The sequence below is a fragment of the Enterobacter sp. QK-SA4 genome, from assembly GCF_056856775.1.
Genome location: NZ_JBXFXH010000007.1, coordinates 3,913,903 through 3,933,863, shown reverse-complemented (window position 1 = coordinate 3,933,863; position 19,961 = coordinate 3,913,903). Strand labels below are relative to the sequence as shown.

The window sequence follows — 19,961 nt, the reverse complement described above, 5'->3', positions numbered from 1 at the left end:
AGCACATGTCACCAATCGATTTTCGTACCAAAATTAACTGGCACCGACGTTTCCGTTCGCCGCAGGGCGACAAGAGCGAACATGAGATCCTGCGTATCTTCGAGAGCGATCGCGGGCGGATCGTTAACTCGCCTGCCATCCGCCGTCTGCAGCAAAAAACTCAGGTGTTCCCGCTGGAGCGTAACGCCGCGGTGCGCACGCGCTTAACCCACTCGATGGAAGTGCAGCAGGTCGGGCGCTACATTGCCAAAGAGATTTTGAGCCGTCTCAAAGAGCAGCGTTTACTGGAAGCCTATGGTCTGGATGAGCTGACGGGGCCCTTCGAGAGCATCGTTGAGATGGCCTGCCTGATGCATGACATCGGCAACCCGCCTTTCGGCCACTTTGGTGAGGCGGCGATCAATGACTGGTTTAAGCAGCGGCTTTATCCTTCGGATGCGGTAAGCCAGCCCCTCAGCGATGACCGCTGCATCGTACGCGATTTACGCCTGCGTGAAGGTGAAGAGCGGCTGAACGACCTGCGCCGCAAAGTGCGCCAGGATTTGTGTCACTTCGAGGGCAACGCGCAGGGGATCCGGCTGGTCCATTCCCTGATGCGCATGAACCTGACCTGGGCACAGGTTGGCTGCATTCTGAAATATACGCGCCCCGCGTGGTGGATGGGGGATACGCCCGCGTCCCACAGCTATTTAATGAAAAAACCGGGCTATTACCTTTCCGAAGAGGCCTATATTGAACGGTTACGTAAAGAACTTTCATTGACGCCAAACGGCCGCTTTCCATTGACCTGGATTATGGAAGCCGCGGATGATATTTCCTATTGCGTGGCCGATCTGGAAGATGCCGTGGAGAAAAGAATCTTCAGCGTCGAGGAGCTTTATCAGCATCTTTATGCGGCCTGGGGCACCCATGAAAAAGGTTCGCTGTTTGCGCAGGTTGTCGAAAATGCCTGGGAAAAATCGCGCTCAAATACATTAAGCCGCAGTACGGAAGACCAGTTCTTTATGTATTTGCGGGTCAATACATTAAATAAACTGGTGCCGTATGCGGCGTCGCGTTTTATTGATAATTTGCCGCTCATTTTCAGCGGGGAATTCAACCACGCGCTGCTGGAAGATGACAGCAGTTTCAGTCAACTCCTTGAGCTTTATAAACATGTGGCGATGCGACATGTATTCAGCCATCCGGATGTCGAGCAGCTGGAGCTGCAGGGCTATCGGGTAATCAGTGGGTTACTGGAAATTTATTCCCCGTTGCTTCAGCTGTCGGTCGATGAATTCAGCGAACTGGTGGAACACGAGCGCGTGCGCAGAATACCCATCGAATCGCGGCTTTATCAAAAACTCTCTACCCGGCATCGTCTGGCGTATGTCGAAGCGATTGGCAAGCTGGAACGCAACTCTCCCGAATGGCCGGTGATGGAATATTATTATCGCTGCCGTCTTATCCAGGACTATATCAGCGGCATGACGGATTTGTATGCCTGGGATGAATACCGCAAGCTGATGGCGGTGGAATAATTCCGGAGTTTTGTAAAGACGGCCAATAAATTTTTACCTTTTCCATAAACTTATCGCCGGAACTAAGCGGTATAAAACGAATCTGAGTTACACAGCAATTTTGCGTTACCTGTAAATCGAGATTGAGAAACATGAAAAAAACCACATTAGCAATGAGTGCACTGGCTCTGAGTTTAGGTTTAGCGCTGTCTCCTCTGACTGCTACTGCAGCCGAGACCGCGTCGTCGGCAGCAACCGCGCAGCAGATGCCAAGCCTGGCACCGATGCTCGAAAAAGTGATGCCATCGGTGGTGAGTATTAACGTTGAGGGCAGCACGACCGTCAATACGCCGCGTATGCCGCGTAACTTCCAGCAGTTCTTCGGCGACAACTCGCCGTTCTGCCAGGACGGTTCGCCATTCCAGAGCTCTCCGTTCTGTCAGGGCGGCGGTGCCGGGGATGACAGCCAGGGCGGCGGCCAGCAGCAGAAATTCATGGCGCTTGGCTCGGGGGTAATTATTGATGCGGCGAAAGGCTACGTCGTCACTAACAACCACGTTGTCGATAACGCGAACAGCATTAAGGTTCAGCTGAGCGATGGCCGCAAGTTTGACGCCAAAGTGGTGGGTAAAGACCCGCGCTCCGACATTGCGCTGATCCAGATTCAGGATCCGAAAAACCTGACGGCGATTAAAATTGCCGACTCTGACGCGCTGCGCGTGGGCGACTATACCGTGGCGATCGGTAACCCGTTCGGCCTGGGTGAAACCGTGACATCCGGTATCGTCTCTGCGCTGGGTCGTAGCGGCCTCAACGCGGAAAACTACGAAAACTTCATCCAGACGGATGCGGCGATCAACCGCGGTAACTCCGGCGGTGCGCTGGTGAACCTGAACGGTGAGCTGATCGGTATCAACACCGCTATCCTGGCTCCGGACGGCGGCAACATCGGTATCGGTTTTGCTATCCCAAGTAACATGGTGAAAAACCTGACCTCGCAGATGGTGCAGTATGGTCAGGTGAAACGCGGCGAGCTGGGTATCCTCGGTACGGAGCTGAACTCCGAACTGGCTAAGGCGATGAAAGTTGACGCTCAGCGCGGGGCATTCGTCAGCCAGGTGATGCCGAATTCCTCCGCGGCGAAAGCGGGCATTAAAGCGGGGGATGTGATCACCTCCCTGAACGGTAAACCGATCAGCAGCTTTGCTGCCCTGCGTGCCGAAGTGGGCTCGATGCCGATTGGCAGTAAAGTGACCCTCGGCCTGCTGCGCGACGGTAAGCCGGTTAACGTGAGCCTGGAGCTGCAGCAGAGCAGCCAGAATCAGGTGGATTCCAGCACCATCTTCAGCGGGATTGAAGGTGCCGAGATGAGCAACAAAGGCGCAGACAAAGGCGTGGTGGTGAACAACGTGAAAGCGAATTCACCGGCAGCCCGTATCGGCCTGAAAAAAGGCGATGTGATCATGGGCGCTAACCAGCAGCCGGTGAATAACATCGCTGAACTGCGCAAAATTCTTGAGAGCAAGCCTTCCGTACTGGCGCTGAATATTCAGCGTGGTGATACCTCTCTTTATCTGCTGATGCAGTAATTCTCTGAAGCCCCTGTTCGCAGGGGCTTTCTCGTTTCTGTGACGCTTACCGCAACTCCTTACTTCTCCCTCTTTCTTTGTGCATTCGCACAATGCAGCCGTCGCTGAACTTCCCTATGCTTGAGCTCTGCTCACGGGAGGGTTACATGGCTGGCTGGCATCTTGATACAAAAATGGCGCAGGATATCGTGGCGCGCACCATGCGCATCATTGATACCAATATCAACGTAATGGATGCCCGCGGGCGCATTATTGGCAGCGGCGATCGCGAGCGTATTGGGGAATTGCACGAAGGTGCGCTGCTGGTGCTTTCTCAGGGGCGGGTCGTGGATATCGACGATGCGGTAGCGAAACACCTGCACGGCGTACGTCAGGGCATCAATTTACCGCTGCGTCTTGAAGGCGAAATTGTGGGGGTAATCGGCCTCACCGGCGAGCCCGAGTCACTGCGAAAATACGGTGAGCTGGTCTGTATGACGGCTGAGATGATGCTGGAGCAGTCGCGCCTGATGCACCTGCTTGCCCAGGACAGCCGCCTGCGTGAAGAGCTGGTGATGAACCTTATTCAGGCGGAAGAGCATACGCCTGCGCTCAGCGAATGGGCGCAGCGTCTGGGGATCGATCTCAACCAGCCGCGCGTGGTAGCGGTCATTGAGGTCGATAGCGGCCAGCTTGGCGTGGACAGCGCGATGGCCGAGCTGCAGCAGCTGCAAAATGCGCTGGCGACGCCGGAGCGCGATAACCTGGTGGCGATCGTTTCTCTGACGGAAATGGTGGTCCTCAAACCCGCGCTCAATGCGTTCGGCCGCTGGGATGCCGACGATCATCGTCGTCGCGTGGAGCAGCTGATCTCCCGGATGGAGGAGAACGGCCAGCTGCGTTTTCGCGTTGCGCTGGGCAACTACTTTACCGGGCCGGGCAGTATCGCCCGCTCCTGGCGTACCGCGCGCACCACCATGATGGTGGGCAAGCAGCGGATGCCGGAGAGCCGCAGCTATTTCTATCAGGACCTGATGCTGCCGGTGCTGCTCGACAGCCTGCGCGGGGGCTGGCAGGCCAATGAGCTGGCGCGGCCATTGGCGCGTCTGAAAGCCATGGACAACAACGGCCTGCTGCGCCGGACGCTGCAGGCGTGGTTCCGCCATAACGTGCAGCCGCTGGCGACCTCGAAGGCGCTGTTTATTCACCGCAATACGCTTGAGTATCGGTTAAACCGGATTTCAGAGCTGACGGGGCTGGATCTGGGAAACTTTGACGACAGGCTGCTGCTGTATGTGGCGCTTCAGCTGGACGAGCAGAGATGACTGAGTGCGGTCTGGTGCACTTACCCCATCCCTCTCCGACGGGGAGAGGGCGCAAACACTAAAAACGGCAATCAAGGATTGCCGTTTTGCTTTTATTTCCGCGTTAATTTCTCAAGATCCGCTTCAATCTCGCTGATCTTATTTGTTACAACGCTTTCAAGGTGACGCAGATCGTCAAGGATCTTACGCTTGAGATCGACTTCGGTGCGGTCGCGCTGGCAGATCTGATCGAGTTCATCGATCACATAGCGCAGGTTAGGGCTGATTTCCTGTACTTCTTTGTAGCCCTGTCCTACACCGTCAGCCACAACGGTCTTACGCTGGCGTGGATATTTAAACTTCACGCTTTTGGCGAAAAACTCTCCTTTGTCCTTGTGAAAATAGATTTTCAGAATATCGTTATTGGCTTCCTGACGGAGGCTGTAACGATCAATTTCATCAGGATTGGTAATGCCCAGACTTTTCAGATTATCGTACATAGCGGTACCCTTGATCTCAACATAACCTTTGAATAATTAACGAAAAAATCTATTTTCGCCACCCTCAGATATAAAAAAAGCGGGGTTGCCCCCGCTTTTTGTTATACCCGATTAATCGATGGTGCGCAGCAATTCGTTGATGCCCACTTTACCGCGCGTTTTCGCATCCACTTTCTTCACGATAACCGCACAGTACAGGCTGTATTTGCCATCTTTTGACGGCAGGTTGCCGGAAACCACCACGGAGCCCGCCGGAACGCGACCGTAGTGAACTTCACCGGTTTCACGGTCGTAAATACGGGTGCTCTGACCGATGTAAACGCCCATAGAGATCACGGAACCTTCTTCAACGATCACGCCTTCAACCACTTCAGAGCGCGCGCCGATGAAGCAGTTGTCTTCGATAATGGTCGGGTTAGCCTGCAGTGGCTCCAGAACACCACCGATGCCCACGCCGCCGGACAGGTGAACATTTTTACCGATCTGCGCGCAGGAACCGACGGTCGCCCAGGTGTCGACCATGGTGCCTTCGTCAACGTAGGCACCGATATTCACGTAGGATGGCATCAGCACGGTGTTACGTGCGATGAACGCACCCTGGCGAACCGCCGCAGGCGGTACCACGCGGAAGCCTTCTTTCTGGAAACGCGCTTCGTCGTAGTCAGCGAATTTCATTGGCACTTTATCGAAGTAGCGGCTTTCTGCTCCGTCGATAACCTGGTTATCGTTGATGCGGAAAGAGAGCAGCACGGCTTTCTTCAGCCATTGATGAGTGACCCACTGACCGTCGATTTTTTCTGCCACGCGCAGCGCGCCGGAATCCAGAAGGGAAATCACCTGGTTTACCGCTTCACGGGTCACGGTATCCACATTTGCCGGGGTAATCTCGGCGCGACGCTCAAAAGCGGACTCAATAACGTTCTGTAACTGCTGCATTGTTTACTCTTTCCATTTCACTAAAAAACATATCACCCTTTATCGTTTGGATTGAGGGCTGCTGTCAACCGTTGTTGCACTTCAAGCTGCAGGTCATTATTAAGGGCACGCCGGTCCGCTGTCGCGATTATAAATAAATCTTCTACTCGCTCGCCAATCGTTGTAATTCGGGCCCCATGGAGCGAAATTCCCAGATCGGCAAAAACCTGGCCGACGCGAGCAAGCAGCCCCGGCTGGTCGAGCGCGATCAGCTCCAGGAACGATTTACGGTCGGTGTGGGTCGGCAGGAAATTGACCTCGGTATCGACGGTAAAGTGGCGCAATTTCGCCGGCTGGCGACGCGGCTGCGGGGGCTGCCAGCTGCGCTGGGTAATCGCCTGTTCCAGACCAAAACGTATCCCTTCATGCCTGTCCGACGAGAGCGGGCTGCCGTCCGGCTCAAGCACGATAAAGGTGTCCATCGCCATGCCGTCGCGGGTGGTGAAAATCTGCGCGTCATGAACGCTCAGGTTACGCCTGTCCAGCTCGGCGCAGACCGCAGCAAACAGGTAAGGTCGGTCCGGGCTCCAGATGAAAATCTCCGTCCCGCCGCGGGTGGCCTGCGGGCTCAGCAGGATCATCGGCTGGGACAGATCGTGCTTGAGCAGATGCCGCGCGTGCCACGCAAGCTGGTTTGGACTATGGCGGACAAAATAGTTGGCGCGGCAGCGGGCCCAAATCTGATGCAGTGCCTCTTCATCAATATTATCCATCCGCAGCAGCGCCAGCGCCTGCAGCTGGTGATGACGCACGCGTTCGCGCATGTCCGGGGTGTTTTGCATCCCGCGACGTAGCTGTTTTTCGGTGGCGAAGTACAGCTCGCGCAGCAGGCTCTGCTTCCAGCTGTTCCACAGGGTCTCGTTGGTGGCGCAGATATCGGCCACCGTCAGGCAGACCAGATAGCGCAGGCGGTTTTCCGTCTGAACCTCTTCAGCGAACTGCTTGATCACTTCCGGATCCTGAATGTCACGACGCTGCGCGGTGACCGACATCAGCAGGTGATGGCGCACCAGCCAGGCCACCAGCTGCGTTTCACGCGAGTTCAGGCCGTGCAGTTCGGCAAATTTCAGCACATCCTGCGCGCCCAGCACCGAGTGGTCACCGCCGCGACCTTTGGCGATATCGTGGAACAGGGCGGCAATCAGGATCAGTTCCGGATGGGTCAGGCGCGGCCACAGCTCCACGCAGAGCGGGTGGCGGGAGCGCGTCTCTTCTTTCGCAAAGCTTTCCAGCTTGAGCATCACGCGGATCGTGTGTTCATCCACCGTGTAGGCGTGGAACAGATCGAACTGCATTTGCCCGACAATGTGCGACCACTGCGGCATATAGGCCCACAGCACGCTGTGGCGGTGCATTGGCAGCAGGCCGCGGCTGACGGCGCCCGGGTGGCGGAGCATGCTCAAGAACAGCGAACGCGCTTCCGGGATATAGCACAGCGGCTGCGTCAAATGACGGCGCGCATGGCGCAGATGGCGCAGGGTGGTGGAGTAGATGCCTGTGATGGTGCTGTTGCGCACCATGGTATAGAACATCCGCAGAATCGCTTCCGGCTCGCGGATGAACAGCGTTTCGTCGCGCAGGTCGATAAGCGTGCCGCGCAGCTGGAATTCGTCATCAATCGGGCGCGGCTTTTCGTCCGCCGTCAGGGCCAGTATGGCCTCGTCGAACAGCTGCAATAGCATCTGGTTCAGCTCGGTCACCCGGCGGGTGACGCGGAAGAAATCCTTCATCATGTGCTCAACCGGCTCGTTGCCTTCGCCCTGATAATTCAGACGCTGAGCCACGCTGAGCTGGCGGTCAAACAGCAGGCGGTTATCGTAGCGGGTGACTTCCAGATGCAGGGCAAACCGGATGCGCCACAGCAGGTGCAGGCACTCGTTCAGCTCGTTACGCTCGGCCTCGGTTAAAAAGCCGAAGCCGACCATCTCGTCCATCGAGGTGGCGCCAAAATGGCGGCGGGCGACCCACTGCAGGGTGTGGATGTCGCGCAGGCCGCCTGGGCTGCTTTTAATATCGGGTTCAAGATTATAGCTGGTGCCGTGGTAGCGCTGGTGGCGCTGATTTTGCTCCTCGACCTTCGCGGCGAAGAACTTTTCTGACGGCCAGAAGCCGTCGCTGAAGATGTGTTTTTGCAGCTCCAGGAACAGAGCGACGTCACCAATCAGCAGGCGGGTTTCAATCAGGTTGGTGGCTACGGTCAGGTCCGATAACCCTTCCAGCAGACACTCTTCCAGGGTGCGCACGCTGTGGCCGACTTCCAGCTTTACGTCCCAGAGCAGCGTCAGCAGTTCGCCAATTTTTTGCGCCTGTTCGTCCGGCAGCTTTTTGCGGCTTAAGATCAGCAGATCGATATCGGAAAGCGGATGCAGCTCACCGCGGCCATAGCCCCCGACGGCAACCAGAGCAACGTCGCTGATTTGCCCAAACCCGTAATCGATCCACAGGCGCTGCAGCAGCTGGTCGATAAATTCGGTGCGCGCTTCAATGAGCTGCTCGGCCGACACGCCTGCGTCGAACGCGCTGCCCAGCCAGCGATGGAAAACATCCATATGGGCTTTAATATGCGCGCAGGTCAGCTCGTGCGACGGCCAGACGCCCGGGTTATCGGGCTGGTCGGGGAGGGTGGGAAGTGCTGTGTTAGCATACTGTTCGGGTAAAAGATTACTCATCGTGCGCCACCCATAAGAAAAAGCTATAGCCATTAAAAAAGCCGGCATTTGCCGGCTTTTTTATCATTCATCGTGCGTCAGTATCGCCGGGATGGTGTCATCCTTGCGCAACGTCATAATTTCGCAGCCGTTGTCTGTTACCACAATAGTATGCTCGTACTGCGCAGACAAGCTTCTGTCTTTGGTTTTCACCGTCCAGCCGTCTTTCATGGTACGGATGCGGTAGTCACCCGCGTTGACCATCGGCTCAATGGTAAAGGTCATGCCTTTTTGCAGCACCACGCCGCCGTCATCTGCGTCATAGTGCAGGACCTGCGGTTCTTCATGGAAGACGCGACCAATGCCGTGACCGCAGTACTCGCGCACCACGGAGAAACCTTCTGCTTCCACAAACTTCTGGATTGCCGCACCGATGGTACGCAGGCGAATACCCGGTTTAACCATTTTCAGCGCCAGATAGAGGCTCTCTTGCGTCACTTTACACAGACGCTCGCCAAGAATAGTCGGCTTGCCAACGATGAACATTTTTGAGGTGTCACCGTGGTATTCGTCTTTAATGACGGTTACGTCGATGTTGACGATGTCGCCATCTTTCAGCAGTTTTTCATCGTCCGGAATACCGTGACACACCACTTCATTAATAGAGATGCAGACGGATTTCGGAAAACCGTGGTAGCCGAGGCAGGCGGAAACCGCGTGCTGCTCGTTTACGATATAGTCGTTACAGATACGGTCCAGCTCACCGGTGCTGACGCCCGGCTTCACGAACGGCTCGATCATTTCCAGCACTTCCGCGGCCAGACGACCGGCGACGCGCATCTTTTCAATTTCTTCAGGTGTCTTAATAGAGATAGCCATGTAATCTGTCCATCGGTGTCGATTTTTTCGACAATACTAGTCTAAGTGTCGTCAATGGTATCAGTCAGGCACGCTCCGTGCCAAATTGAGAATCATTAACAGCACACTCCGCCAACAACTGTTGGTTTCTGGTCGTGTTTTGTGGTATAAAGCGCGCCGGACTTCCGATCCATCTCAGATACACAGGCTGGACGGAAGCGACAAATCTCACTTTGTGTAACAACACACACGTATCGGCACATATTCCGGGGTGCCCTTCGGGGTCGGTAATATGGGATACGTGGAGGCATAACCCCAACTTTCAATATAGAGGTTTTAAACATGGCAACTGTTTCCATGCGCGACATGCTCAAGGCTGGTGTTCACTTTGGTCACCAGACCCGTTACTGGAACCCGAAAATGAAGCCTTTCATCTTCGGCGCACGTAACAAAGTTCACATCATCAACCTTGAGAAAACTGTACCAATGTTCAACGAAGCCCTGGCTGAGCTGAACAAGATCTCTTCCCGTAAAGGTAAGATTCTGTTCGTTGGTACTAAGCGCGCTGCAAGCGAAGCTGTGAAAGATGCTGCTAACAGCTGCGACCAGTTCTTCGTGAACCATCGCTGGTTGGGCGGCATGCTGACCAACTGGAAAACTGTTCGTCAGTCCATCAAACGCCTGAAAGATCTGGAAACCCAGTCTCAGGACGGTACTTTCGACAAGCTGACTAAGAAAGAAGCGCTGATGCGCACTCGTGAACTGGACAAGCTGGAAAACAGCCTGGGCGGTATCAAAGATATGGGCGGCCTGCCAGACGCGCTGTTCGTAATCGATGCAGACCACGAGCACATCGCAATCAAAGAAGCTAACAACCTGGGTATCCCGGTATTCGCTATCGTTGATACCAACTCCGATCCGGACGGTGTTGACTTCGTTATCCCGGGTAACGACGACGCAATCCGTGCTGTTAGCCTGTACCTGAGCGCTGTAGCTGCTACCGTTCGTGAAGGCCGTTCCCAGGATCTGGCTTCTCAGGCGGAAGAAAGCTTCGTAGAAGCTGAATAATAAGGTTTTACCCCTTATTAGTACCGTGTATGAATAGGGGCCCATTACCGGCCCCTTTTTTCAATTTACACTGTTTGGCCCCCGGCCGGGCAGTTCACATCTCCCGAGGATTTAAGAATGGCTGAAATTACCGCATCCCTGGTAAAAGAGCTGCGCGAGCGTACTGGCGCAGGCATGATGGATTGCAAAAAAGCGCTGACTGAAGCGAACGGCGACATCGAGCTGGCAATCGAAAACATGCGTAAATCCGGTGCGATCAAAGCAGCTAAAAAAGCAGGCAACGTTGCTGCTGACGGCGTGATCATCACTAAGATCGACGGCAACTACGGCATCATTCTGGAAGTTAACTGCCAGACTGACTTCGTTGCTAAAGATGGCGGTTTCCAGGCATTTGCTAACAAAGTTCTGGACGCAGCTGTTGCGGGTAAAATCACTGACGTTGAAGTTCTGAAAGCACAGTTCGAAGAAGAACGTGTTGCGCTGGTTGCTAAAATCGGTGAGAACATCAACATCCGTCGCGTATCTTCTCTGGAAGGCGACGTTCTGGGCTCTTACCAGCACGGTGCACGTATCGGTGTTCTGGTTGCGGCTAAAGGCGCTGACGAAGAGCTGGTTAAACAGCTGGCAATGCACATCGCTGCAAGCAAACCAGAATTCGTTAAGCCAGAAGACGTGTCTGCTGAAGTGGTAGAGAAAGAGTACCAGGTTCAGCTGGACATCGCGATGCAGTCTGGTAAGCCAAAAGAAATCGCTGAGAAAATGGTTGAAGGCCGCATGAAGAAATTCACCGGCGAAGTTTCTCTGACTGGCCAGCCATTCGTAATGGACCCAAGCAAGTCTGTTGCTCAGCTGCTGAAAGAGCACAACGCTGACGTAACTGGCTTCATCCGCTTCGAAGTGGGCGAAGGCATCGAGAAAGTTGAGACTGACTTCGCAGCAGAAGTTGCTGCAATGTCCAAGCAGTCTTAATGTTTGAAAAGGAGCCGCCTGAGGGCGGCTTCTTTTTGTCACCCGTCACAGGAAATCAGACAGGCTCCAGTATCGCTGTGCTGATTTGCGGCATATCATGTCGCCAGAATTAACCCCCATCTTAATCGTTGACAGTCTCAGGAAAGAAACATGGCTACCAATGCAAAACCCGTGTACAAACGCATTCTGCTTAAGCTGAGTGGCGAAGCGCTGCAGGGATCGGAAGGCTTCGGTATTGACGCAAGCATCCTTGATCGCATGGCACAGGAAATCAAAGAACTGGTCGAACTGGGTATCCAGGTTGGCGTGGTCATTGGCGGTGGCAACCTTTTCCGTGGTGCTGGTCTGGCGAAAGCGGGGATGAACCGCGTTGTGGGCGACCACATGGGTATGCTGGCAACCGTCATGAATGGCCTGGCGATGCGTGATGCACTGCATCGCGCCTATGTGAACGCCCGCCTGATGTCCGCTATTCCTCTGAATGGCGTATGCGATAATTACAGCTGGGCAGAAGCCATCAGCCTGCTGCGCAACAACCGCGTGGTGATCCTCTCCGCCGGTACGGGTAACCCGTTCTTTACAACCGATTCCGCCGCCTGCCTGCGCGGTATCGAGATCGAAGCCGATGTGGTACTGAAAGCGACCAAAGTAGACGGCGTGTTTACTGCCGACCCGGCAAAAGATCCTTCTGCCACCATGTACGATCAGCTGAGCTACAGCGAAGTGCTGGATAAAGAGCTGAAAGTGATGGATCTTGCCGCCTTCACGCTGGCTCGCGACCACAAACTGCCGATCCGTGTCTTCAACATGAATAAGCCTGGCGCACTGCGTCGCGTGGTCATGGGCGAAAAAGAAGGCACTTTGATCACGGAATAATTTCCGTTGACGATAAATACAGGTAAGATTCCGCTTTATTTTGTAGTGGTATCTTACCCGGGCGCGCCTTTGGCGTTGTCATGAATTAAACGCGACTATACTTAGCACACCTGTAGCGCTGTGCTGGCGGATAGTCTGCCTGAGACAAGTTTTCAAGGATTCGTAACGTGATTAACGACATCAGAAAAGATGCTGAAGTACGCATGGACAAATGCGTAGAAGCGTTCAAAAACCAAATCAGCAAAATCCGTACTGGCCGTGCTTCCCCAAGCCTGCTGGATGGCATCATCGTAGAATATTACGGTACGCCAACCCCTCTGCGCCAGCTGGCGAGCGTGACGGTAGAAGATACCCGTACGCTGAAAATTAACGTCTTCGACCGCTCTATGAGCCCGGCCGTTGAGAAAGCGATTATGGCCTCTGACCTCGGACTGAACCCAAGCTCTGCGGGCGCAGACATCCGTGTTCCACTGCCTCCGCTGACGGAAGAGCGTCGTAAAGATCTGATCAAAGTCGTTCGTGGCGAAGCTGAGCAGGGTCGTGTATCCGTGCGTAACGTCCGTCGCGACGCGAACGATAAAGTGAAAGCACTGCTGAAAGAAAAAGAGATCAGCGAAGATGACGATCGTCGTTCTCAGGACGACATTCAGAAAATGACCGACGCGGCCATCAAGAAAATTGATGCGGCGCTGGCAGAAAAAGAAGCGGAACTGATGCAGTTCTGATTTCTGTCGTACACTGATAAACGCCGTTCAGAGGGACTTCAGGTCTTGCTGGCGGCGTTTTGCTTTTATCTGGTCTAACTTTTTTCGGGCATCCCATGAAGCATTTAACACTCCTCGGCTCAACCGGCTCTATCGGTTGCAGCACTCTCGACGTCGTTCGCCATAATCCTGAACTTTACACCGTGACAGCGCTGGTGGCCGGTAAGAATGTGCAGCGAATGGTCGAACAGTGCCTGGAGTTTGCGCCCCGCTATGCGGTGATGGATGACGAAGAGAGCGCGCGTCTGCTGACAGCACAGCTGCGTGAAAAGGGCAGCCGAACCGAAGTGCTGAGTGGCCAGCAGGCGGCCTGCGAGATGGCGAGGCTGGACGAGGTGGATCAGGTGATGGCGGCCATTGTCGGCGCGGCAGGATTATTGCCCACTCTTGCCGCGATTGATGCCGGTAAAGATGTTTTGCTGGCCAATAAAGAGTCGCTGGTCACCTGCGGACGCCTGTTTATGGATGCGGTGAAGCAGCGCGGCGCGCGTCTTTTGCCGGTCGACAGCGAACACAACGCGATTTTTCAGAGTTTACCGCAACCTTTTCAACAGAACCTGGGGTACGCTGACCTGGAGCAGAATGGCGTGGTGTCTATTCTGCTTACCGGGTCTGGTGGCCCGTTCCGTGAAACGCCACTGTCTGAACTGCGTGCAATGACACCCGATCAGGCGTGCCGTCATCCGAACTGGTCGATGGGGCGTAAAATCTCCGTTGATTCTGCCACCATGATGAACAAAGGTCTGGAATACATTGAAGCACGCTGGCTGTTTAATGCGTCAGCGAAACAGATGGAAGTACTGATTCACCCGCAATCGGTGATTCACTCGATGGTGCGTTATCAGGATGGCAGCGTGCTGGCACAGTTGGGCGAGCCGGATATGCGTACGCCGATTGCCCATTCAATGGCGTGGCCAAATCGAGTGAAATCCGGCGTGAAGCCGCTTGATTTCTGCAAGCTAAGTTCCCTGACGTTCAGTGAACCAGACTACGACCGCTATCCTTGTCTGAAGCTTGCGATGAATGCCTTTGACCAGGGGCAGGCGGCGACGACGGCACTTAATGCAGCCAATGAAATTACCGTTGAGGCATTTCTGAATCAGCAAATTCGTTTTACCGATATCGCGTCGTTAAATTTATCGGTGCTGGAGATGATGGATTTGCGCGAACCACAAAGCGTGGAAGAGGTGCTGGCGGTGGATGCAGCTGCGCGTAATATTGCGCGTCAACAGGTGACACGTCTCGCAAGCTGGTGATAAAGCAAGCACTAGTCGTCGTGCTATTTGTTAGCGTTGGGCTTCAGTGATATAGTCTGCGCCACCTGATCGCAGGTATTTGACTTAATGTGGTCAGGTGAGCCGTGGTTTGACACGGCTTTTTTATGTATAGGCTTCAGTATTCCTGAGTACCGTTAAATCCTTTTCAGGGACAAAAAACGCGTTATGTTGTCTGCGAATCAACCAATAAGCGAAAATTTGCCAGCTCATGGCTGCCGTCATGTAGCAATCATTATGGATGGCAATGGCCGCTGGGCGAAAAGACAAGGGAAGATACGAGCCTTTGGGCATAAAGCGGGGGCGAAATCCGTTCGCCGCGCCGTTTCTTTTGCCGCTAACAACGGCATTGATGCGTTAACGCTCTATGCTTTTAGCAGTGAAAACTGGAATCGACCTCTGCAGGAAGTGACTGCGTTGATGGAATTGTTTGTGTGGGCGCTAGACAGCGAAGTAAAAAGCCTGCACCGCCACAACGTCCGCCTGCGTATCATTGGCGATACCAGTCGTTTCAACTCACGTTTGCAGGAACGGATTCGTAAAGCAGAAGCGCTGACGGAAAATAATACCGGTCTGACGCTGAATATTGCGGCGAATTACGGCGGACGCTGGGATATTATCCAGGGCGTTCGGCATCTGGCCGAACAGGTTCAGGAAGGGCTGTTGAGACCCGACCAAATTGATGAAGAGGCGCTGAGCAAGCAAATCTGCATGAATGAACAGGCACCTGTGGATTTGGTAATTAGGACAGGGGGGGAACATCGCATAAGTAACTTTTTGATATGGCAAATTGCCTATGCCGAACTTTACTTTACAGATGTTCTTTGGCCCGATTTTGATGAACAAGACTTTGAAGGTGCGCTGCATGCCTTTGCCAATCGAGAGCGTCGTTTCGGCGGCACCGAGCCTGGTGGCGACAAAGCCTGATGGGGGTAGCTTTTGCTGAAGTATCGCCTGATTTCCGCTTTTGTATTAATACCCATTGTCATAGCGGCGCTGTTTTTACTGCCCCCGGTGGGATTCGCTATTGTCACGCTGGTGGTGTGCATGCTCGCCGCGTGGGAATGGGGACAGTTTAGCGGCTTTACCTCGCGCACTCAGCGAGTATGGCTTGCGGTACTTTGTGGCTTTATCCTGGCCATAATGCTGTTTACGTTGCCTGAATATCACCATGATATTCACCAGCCCCTGGTTGCCGGTTCCTTGTGGATATCGTTGGCCTGGTGGGTTGCCGCGCTGTTGCTGGTTCTTTTTTATCCGGGTTCAGCGGCATTATGGCGTAATTCAAAAGTGCTGCGACTGATTTTTGGCTTGCTCACAATTATTCCTTTTTTCTGGGGTATGGTTGCGCTGCGAGCCTGGCACTACGACGAAAACCACTACAGCGGTGCGATCTGGCTGCTTTATGTGATGATTCTGGTCTGGGGGGCTGACTCCGGGGCCTATATGTTTGGTAAACTGTTTGGCAAACATAAGCTGGCACCGAAGGTTTCCCCGGGCAAAACCTGGCAAGGATTCATCGGCGGCCTGTTTACGGCTGCGATCATCTCCTGGGGCTACGGCGTCTGGGCGAATCTTGAAGTGGCACCGTCAATACTGCTGGTGTGCTCGATTTTTGCTGCGCTTGCCTCCGTGCTCGGTGATTTAACCGAAAGTATGTTTAAGCGTGAAGCAGGGATTAAGGACAGTGGACACCTGATTCCAGGGCATGGCGGTATACTGGATCGCATTGATAGCCTGACAGCGGCTGTTCCAGTGTTTGCGTGTTTGCTTTTACTGGTATTCGGGACGATTTAACGGAAGGTTTTATGCTGAGCATTCTCTGGAATCTGGCGGCGTTCATTGTTGCACTGGGTGTACTGATTACCGTGCATGAATTTGGCCATTTCTGGGTTGCTCGCCGCTGTGGCGTGCGCGTAGAGCGATTTTCCATCGGTTTTGGGAAATCACTCTGGACGCGCACCGACCGCCACGGCACGGAATTTGTCATCGCCCTTATCCCGCTGGGCGGCTACGTCAAAATGCTCGACGAACGCGTCGAGCCTGTCGCTCCTGAGCTGCGACACAGCGCATTCAACAATAAAACCGTTGGACAACGCGCCGCCATCATTGCTGCCGGACCGGTAGCCAACTTCATCTTTGCGATTTTCGCTTACTGGCTGGTGTTTATCATCGGCGTCCCGGGCGTACGTCCGGTGGTGGGTGAAATTGCCCCCAATTCCATCGCGGCGAGTGCGCAAATTACATCCGGGATGGAACTTAAAGCGATTGATGGCATCGAAACCCCTGATTGGGATGCCGTGCGACTGCAGCTGGTAGCTAAAATTGGCGATCCGCAGACTACCATCAGCATATCGCCGTTTGGTTCAGATACGCGTCAGGACAAAGTACTCGATTTACGTCACTGGCGTTTCGAGCCAGACAAAGAAGATCCCGTTGCTGCGCTGGGCATTCGTCCACGCGGCGCGCAGATCGAGCCGGTATTGGCCGAAGTACAGGCAAATTCGGCGGCGAGCAAAGCGGGTTTGCAAGCGGGCGACAGGATCGTTAAAGTCGATGGTCAACCATTAACAGAGTGGATGACCTTTGTTACTCTGGTGCGCGATAATCCGGGAACGTCTCTCGCGCTGGAAGTTGAAAGGCAGGGCAGTCCGCTTTCGCTGACGCTGATCCCGGATACCAAGTCGGTCGGCAAAAAGGCAGAAGGGTTCGCAGGCGTTGTGCCGAAAGTGATCCCGCTGCCAGATGAGTACAAGACAATACGCCAGTATGGGCCGTTCAGCGCCATTCTTGAAGCCACGGATAAAACATGGCAACTGATGAAGCTGACGGTCAACATGTTGGGGAAATTGATAACCGGTGATGTGAAACTGAACAACCTCAGTGGGCCAATTTCGATTGCTCAGGGGGCTGGGATGTCAGCGGAATTCGGGGTGATTTACTATCTCATGTTCCTCGCGCTCATTAGCGTGAACCTTGGGATAATCAACCTGTTCCCGCTTCCCGTTTTAGACGGGGGTCATCTGCTGTTTTTGGCAATTGAAAAGCTAAAAGGCGGACCGGTATCCGAGCGAGTTCAAGACTTTAGTTATCGCATTGGCTCGATTTTGCTGGTGCTGTTAATGGGGCTTGCACTTTTCAATGATTTCTCTCGGTTGTAAGAGAGTGTTAGGAAGAACGCATAATAACGATGGCGATGAAAAAGTTGCTCATAGCGTCGCTGCTGTTTAGCAGCGCCACCGTATACGGTGCTGACGGGTTCGTAGTGAAAGACATTCATTTCGAAGGCCTCCAGCGTGTCGCCGTTGGTGCGGCCCTCCTCAGTATGCCTGTACGCCCCGGCGATACGGTTAATGATGATGATATCAGTAACACCATCCGTGCTCTGTTTGCCACCGGCAACTTTGAGGACGTCCGCGTCCTGCGCGATGGTGATACGCTGCTGGTACAGGTAAAAGAACGTCCGACGATCGCCAGTATCACTTTCTCCGGTAACAAGTCGGTGAAAGATGACATGCTCAAGCAGAACCTTGAAGCATCCGGTGTTCGTGTGGGTGAATCCCTGGACCGCACAACCCTTTCAGACATTGAAAAAGGTCTGGAAGACTTCTACTACAGCGTCGGTAAATACAGCGCCAGCGTGAAAGCGGTTGTCACTCCGCTGCCGCGTAACCGTGTTGACCTGAAGCTGGTCTTCCAGGAAGGTGTTTCTGCGAAGATCCAGCAGATCAACATTGTCGGCAACCACGCGTTCAGCACCGACGAACTGATCTCCACCTTCCAGCTGCGCGATGAAGTGCCATGGTGGAACGTGGTAGGCGATCGCAAATACCAGAAACAAAAACTGGCGGGCGACCTTGAAACCCTGCGCAGTTACTATCTCGATCGTGGCTATGCGCGTTTCAACATCGACTCGACTCAGGTCAGTCTGACTCCGGACAAGAAAGGCATCTACATTACGGTTAACATCACCGAAGGCGAGCAGTACAAGCTTTCTGGTGTTGAAGTGAGTGGTAACCTTGCGGGGCATTCTGCTGAAATCGAATCGCTGACCAAAATTCAGCCGGGCGACCTGTACAGCGGTTCTAAAGTAACCAAAATGGAAGACAGCATTAAGAAGCTGCTCGGCCGCTACGGTTATGCCTATCCGCGCGTACAGACTCAGCCGGAAATCAATGACGCGGATAAAACCGTTAAGCTGCACGTGAATGTGGATGCGGGGAACCGTTTCTACGTGCGTAAGATCCGCTTCGTCGGTAACGACACCTCCAAAGATTCCGTTCTGCGTCGCGAAATGCGTCAGATGGAAGGCGCATGGTTGGGAAGCGACCTCGTTGATCAGGGTAAAGAGCGTCTGAACCGTCTGGGCTATTTTGAAACGGTGGATACCGATACCCAGCGCGTACCGGGCAGCCCGGATCAGGTTGATGTCGTATATAAAGTGAAAGAGCGCAACACCGGTAGCTTTAACTTCGGTGTGGGCTACGGTACTGAAAGTGGCGTAAGCTTCCAGGTCGGCGTGCAGCAGGATAACTGGCTGGGTACGGGTTACTCTGTCGGTATTAACGGCACCAAAAACGACTACCAGACCTACTCTGAGTTCTCTGTGACTAACCCATACTTCACCGTAGACGGTGTGAGCCTGGGCGGTCGTATCTTCTATAACGACTTTAAAGCAGATGACGCGGACCTGTCTTCATACACCAACAAGAGTTACGGTGTAGACGGTACGCTTGGCTTCCCGGTTAACGAATACAACACCCTGCGTGCAGGCTTGGGCTACGTGCATAACGACCTGTCCAACATGCAACCGCAGGTGGCAATGTGGCGTTACCTGGACTCTATTGGTCAGTCGGCAAGTAAGTCCAGTGATAATAACGGTTTCGCTGCGGATGACTTCACCTTTAACTACGGCTGGACCTATAACCGCCTTGACCGTGGTTACTTCCCAACGGAAGGTTCTCGCGTCAACCTGAACGGTAAAGTTACCGTACCGGGTTCCGATAACGAGTTCTACAAGGTCACGCTGGATACCGCATCCTACTTCCCGATTGATGACGATCATAAGTGGGTAGTCCTGGGTCGTACCCGTTGGGGCTATGGAGATGGTCTGGGTGGCAAAGAAATGCCATTCTACGAAAACTTCTATGCGGGTGGTTCCAGCACCGTTCGTGGCTTCCAGTCCAATAACATTGGTCCGAAAGCGGTCTACTACGGCGGGAACGACAAAGACAACTGTTATAAGTCTTCCTCCTCCGAAGTCTGTAGCTCTGATGATGCGGTGGGCGGTAACGCAATGGCGGTGGCCAGCCTGGAGTTCATCACACCAACGCCGTTTATCAGTGATAAATACGCGAACTCTGTCCGTACGTCCTTCTTCTGGGATGCCGGTACAGTATGGGATACCAACTGGCAGAATACAGCCCAGATGCGTGCGGCAGGCGTTCCAGATTATAGCGATCCGAGCAATATTCGCATGTCTGCCGGTATCGCATTACAATGGATGTCACCGCTGGGGCCGTTGGTCTTCTCTTACGCCCAGCCGTTTAAGAAATATGATGGAGATAAGTCGGAGCAATTCCAGTTTAACATTGGTAAAACCTGGTAATAATCCGCTGCAAAGGAATGCGTTGGCAGTGTAGCGCTGACAACTGGCGA

At 53.9% G+C, this 19,961-nt stretch carries 16 protein-coding genes; 12 read left to right on the top strand and 4 right to left on the bottom strand.

The genetic code is table 11. From position 1 onward, the window contains the following. Nucleotides 1–5 precede the first annotated feature (5 nt). The 3 genes from dgt (at nt 6) to cdaR (ending at nt 4,392) form a co-directional block, all read left to right on the top strand. On the top strand, nt 6–1,520 hold the full coding sequence (dgt, locus tag AC1VYI_RS20620; RefSeq protein WP_045355182.1) for a dGTPase: 1,515 nt from the start codon (nt 6–8) through the stop codon (nt 1,518–1,520). A gap of 131 nt (nt 1,521–1,651) precedes the next feature. Next, a complete protein-coding gene (gene degP, locus AC1VYI_RS20615) occupies nt 1,652–3,088 on the top strand; it encodes a serine endoprotease DegP (RefSeq protein WP_134866789.1) in 1,437 nt (478 codons plus the stop codon). A gap of 146 nt (nt 3,089–3,234) precedes the next feature. Continuing rightward, the gene (cdaR, locus tag AC1VYI_RS20610; RefSeq protein WP_023310452.1) at nt 3,235–4,392 is read left to right on the top strand and encodes a DNA-binding transcriptional regulator CdaR; all 1,158 of its coding nucleotides are present in this window, start codon (nt 3,235–3,237) and stop codon (nt 4,390–4,392) included. Nucleotides 4,393–4,484: 92 nt separating this feature from the next. On the opposite strand, the gene AC1VYI_RS20605 is transcribed toward cdaR, so the two are convergent. The 4 genes from AC1VYI_RS20605 to map all read right to left on the bottom strand — a co-directional run bounded on the left by AC1VYI_RS20605 (nt 4,485) and on the right by map (nt 9,373). Then, on the bottom strand, nt 4,485–4,871 hold the full coding sequence (locus AC1VYI_RS20605) for a DUF3461 family protein (RefSeq protein WP_014168696.1): 387 nt from the start codon (nt 4,869–4,871) through the stop codon (nt 4,485–4,487). Between the two features lie 111 nt (nt 4,872–4,982). Continuing rightward, nucleotides 4,983–5,807 (bottom strand): 2,3,4,5-tetrahydropyridine-2,6-dicarboxylate N-succinyltransferase, encoded by an 825-nt coding sequence (gene dapD / locus AC1VYI_RS20600; RefSeq protein WP_008501915.1) that lies wholly within the window; start codon nt 5,805–5,807, stop codon nt 4,983–4,985. Between the two features lie 32 nt (nt 5,808–5,839). Next, entirely contained in the window at nt 5,840–8,515 is a 2,676-nt protein-coding gene (gene glnD / locus AC1VYI_RS20595) for a bifunctional uridylyltransferase/uridylyl-removing protein GlnD (protein WP_029741204.1), read from the bottom strand. Nucleotides 8,516–8,578: 63 nt separating this feature from the next. Continuing rightward, nucleotides 8,579–9,373 (bottom strand): type I methionyl aminopeptidase, encoded by a 795-nt coding sequence (gene map, locus AC1VYI_RS20590; RefSeq protein WP_023310454.1) that lies wholly within the window; start codon nt 9,371–9,373, stop codon nt 8,579–8,581. Nucleotides 9,374–9,694: 321 nt separating this feature from the next. Here map and rpsB point away from each other — a divergent pair, with 321 nt between their 5' ends. The 9 genes from rpsB (at nt 9,695) to bamA (ending at nt 19,911) form a co-directional block, all read left to right on the top strand. After that, nucleotides 9,695–10,420, top strand: coding sequence for a 30S ribosomal protein S2 (rpsB, locus tag AC1VYI_RS20585; protein WP_003856207.1), 726 nt, complete (start codon nt 9,695–9,697; stop codon nt 10,418–10,420). 117 nt (nt 10,421–10,537) lie between these two features. Continuing rightward, on the top strand, nt 10,538–11,389 hold the full coding sequence (gene tsf / locus AC1VYI_RS20580; RefSeq protein ID WP_014882627.1) for a translation elongation factor Ts: 852 nt from the start codon (nt 10,538–10,540) through the stop codon (nt 11,387–11,389). A 150-nt stretch (nt 11,390–11,539) separates the two neighbouring features. Continuing rightward, nucleotides 11,540–12,265 carry a UMP kinase gene (gene pyrH / locus AC1VYI_RS20575; protein ID WP_008501910.1) on the top strand — a complete coding sequence of 242 codons (726 nt, stop codon included), beginning with the start codon at nt 11,540–11,542 and terminating at the stop codon, nt 12,263–12,265. Between the two features lie 167 nt (nt 12,266–12,432). After that, a complete protein-coding gene (gene frr / locus AC1VYI_RS20570; RefSeq protein ID WP_003856180.1) occupies nt 12,433–12,990 on the top strand; it encodes a ribosome recycling factor in 558 nt (185 codons plus the stop codon). A 95-nt stretch (nt 12,991–13,085) separates the two neighbouring features. Beyond that, nucleotides 13,086–14,285 carry a 1-deoxy-D-xylulose-5-phosphate reductoisomerase gene (ispC, locus tag AC1VYI_RS20565; protein WP_182931550.1) on the top strand — a complete coding sequence of 400 codons (1,200 nt, stop codon included), beginning with the start codon at nt 13,086–13,088 and terminating at the stop codon, nt 14,283–14,285. A 186-nt stretch (nt 14,286–14,471) separates the two neighbouring features. After that, nucleotides 14,472–15,230 (top strand): (2E,6E)-farnesyl-diphosphate-specific ditrans,polycis-undecaprenyl-diphosphate synthase, encoded by a 759-nt coding sequence (gene ispU, locus AC1VYI_RS20560; RefSeq protein ID WP_024907522.1) that lies wholly within the window; start codon nt 14,472–14,474, stop codon nt 15,228–15,230. A gap of 12 nt (nt 15,231–15,242) precedes the next feature. After that, nucleotides 15,243–16,100 carry a phosphatidate cytidylyltransferase gene (gene cdsA / locus AC1VYI_RS20555; protein ID WP_023310457.1) on the top strand — a complete coding sequence of 286 codons (858 nt, stop codon included), beginning with the start codon at nt 15,243–15,245 and terminating at the stop codon, nt 16,098–16,100. 11 nt (nt 16,101–16,111) lie between these two features. Further along, nucleotides 16,112–17,464, top strand: a complete 1,353-nt coding sequence (rseP, locus tag AC1VYI_RS20550) for a sigma E protease regulator RseP (RefSeq protein ID WP_059445822.1) — start codon at nt 16,112–16,114, stop codon at nt 17,462–17,464. A 29-nt stretch (nt 17,465–17,493) separates the two neighbouring features. Further along, nucleotides 17,494–19,911 (top strand): outer membrane protein assembly factor BamA, encoded by a 2,418-nt coding sequence (gene bamA / locus AC1VYI_RS20545; protein ID WP_023310459.1) that lies wholly within the window; start codon nt 17,494–17,496, stop codon nt 19,909–19,911. Nucleotides 19,912–19,961 lie beyond the last annotated feature (50 nt).

Coding starts and splice junctions, on each gene's coding strand:
- dgt (WP_045355182.1), top strand. CDS start 6: ATGTCACCAATCGATTTTCGTACCAAAATTAACTGGCACCGACGTTTC.
- degP (WP_134866789.1), top strand. CDS start 1,652: ATGAAAAAAACCACATTAGCAATGAGTGCACTGGCTCTGAGTTTAGGT.
- cdaR (WP_023310452.1), top strand. CDS start 3,235: ATGGCTGGCTGGCATCTTGATACAAAAATGGCGCAGGATATCGTGGCG.
- AC1VYI_RS20605 (WP_014168696.1), bottom strand. CDS start 4,871: ATGTACGATAATCTGAAAAGTCTGGGCATTACCAATCCTGATGAAATT.
- dapD (WP_008501915.1), bottom strand. CDS start 5,807: ATGCAGCAGTTACAGAACGTTATTGAGTCCGCTTTTGAGCGTCGCGCC.
- glnD (WP_029741204.1), bottom strand. CDS start 8,515: ATGAGTAATCTTTTACCCGAACAGTATGCTAACACAGCACTTCCCACC.
- map (WP_023310454.1), bottom strand. CDS start 9,373: ATGGCTATCTCTATTAAGACACCTGAAGAAATTGAAAAGATGCGCGTC.
- rpsB (WP_003856207.1), top strand. CDS start 9,695: ATGGCAACTGTTTCCATGCGCGACATGCTCAAGGCTGGTGTTCACTTT.
- tsf (WP_014882627.1), top strand. CDS start 10,538: ATGGCTGAAATTACCGCATCCCTGGTAAAAGAGCTGCGCGAGCGTACT.
- pyrH (WP_008501910.1), top strand. CDS start 11,540: ATGGCTACCAATGCAAAACCCGTGTACAAACGCATTCTGCTTAAGCTG.
- ispC (WP_182931550.1), top strand. CDS start 13,086: ATGAAGCATTTAACACTCCTCGGCTCAACCGGCTCTATCGGTTGCAGC.
- ispU (WP_024907522.1), top strand. CDS start 14,472: ATGTTGTCTGCGAATCAACCAATAAGCGAAAATTTGCCAGCTCATGGC.
- rseP (WP_059445822.1), top strand. CDS start 16,112: ATGCTGAGCATTCTCTGGAATCTGGCGGCGTTCATTGTTGCACTGGGT.
- bamA (WP_023310459.1), top strand. CDS start 17,494: ATGGCGATGAAAAAGTTGCTCATAGCGTCGCTGCTGTTTAGCAGCGCC.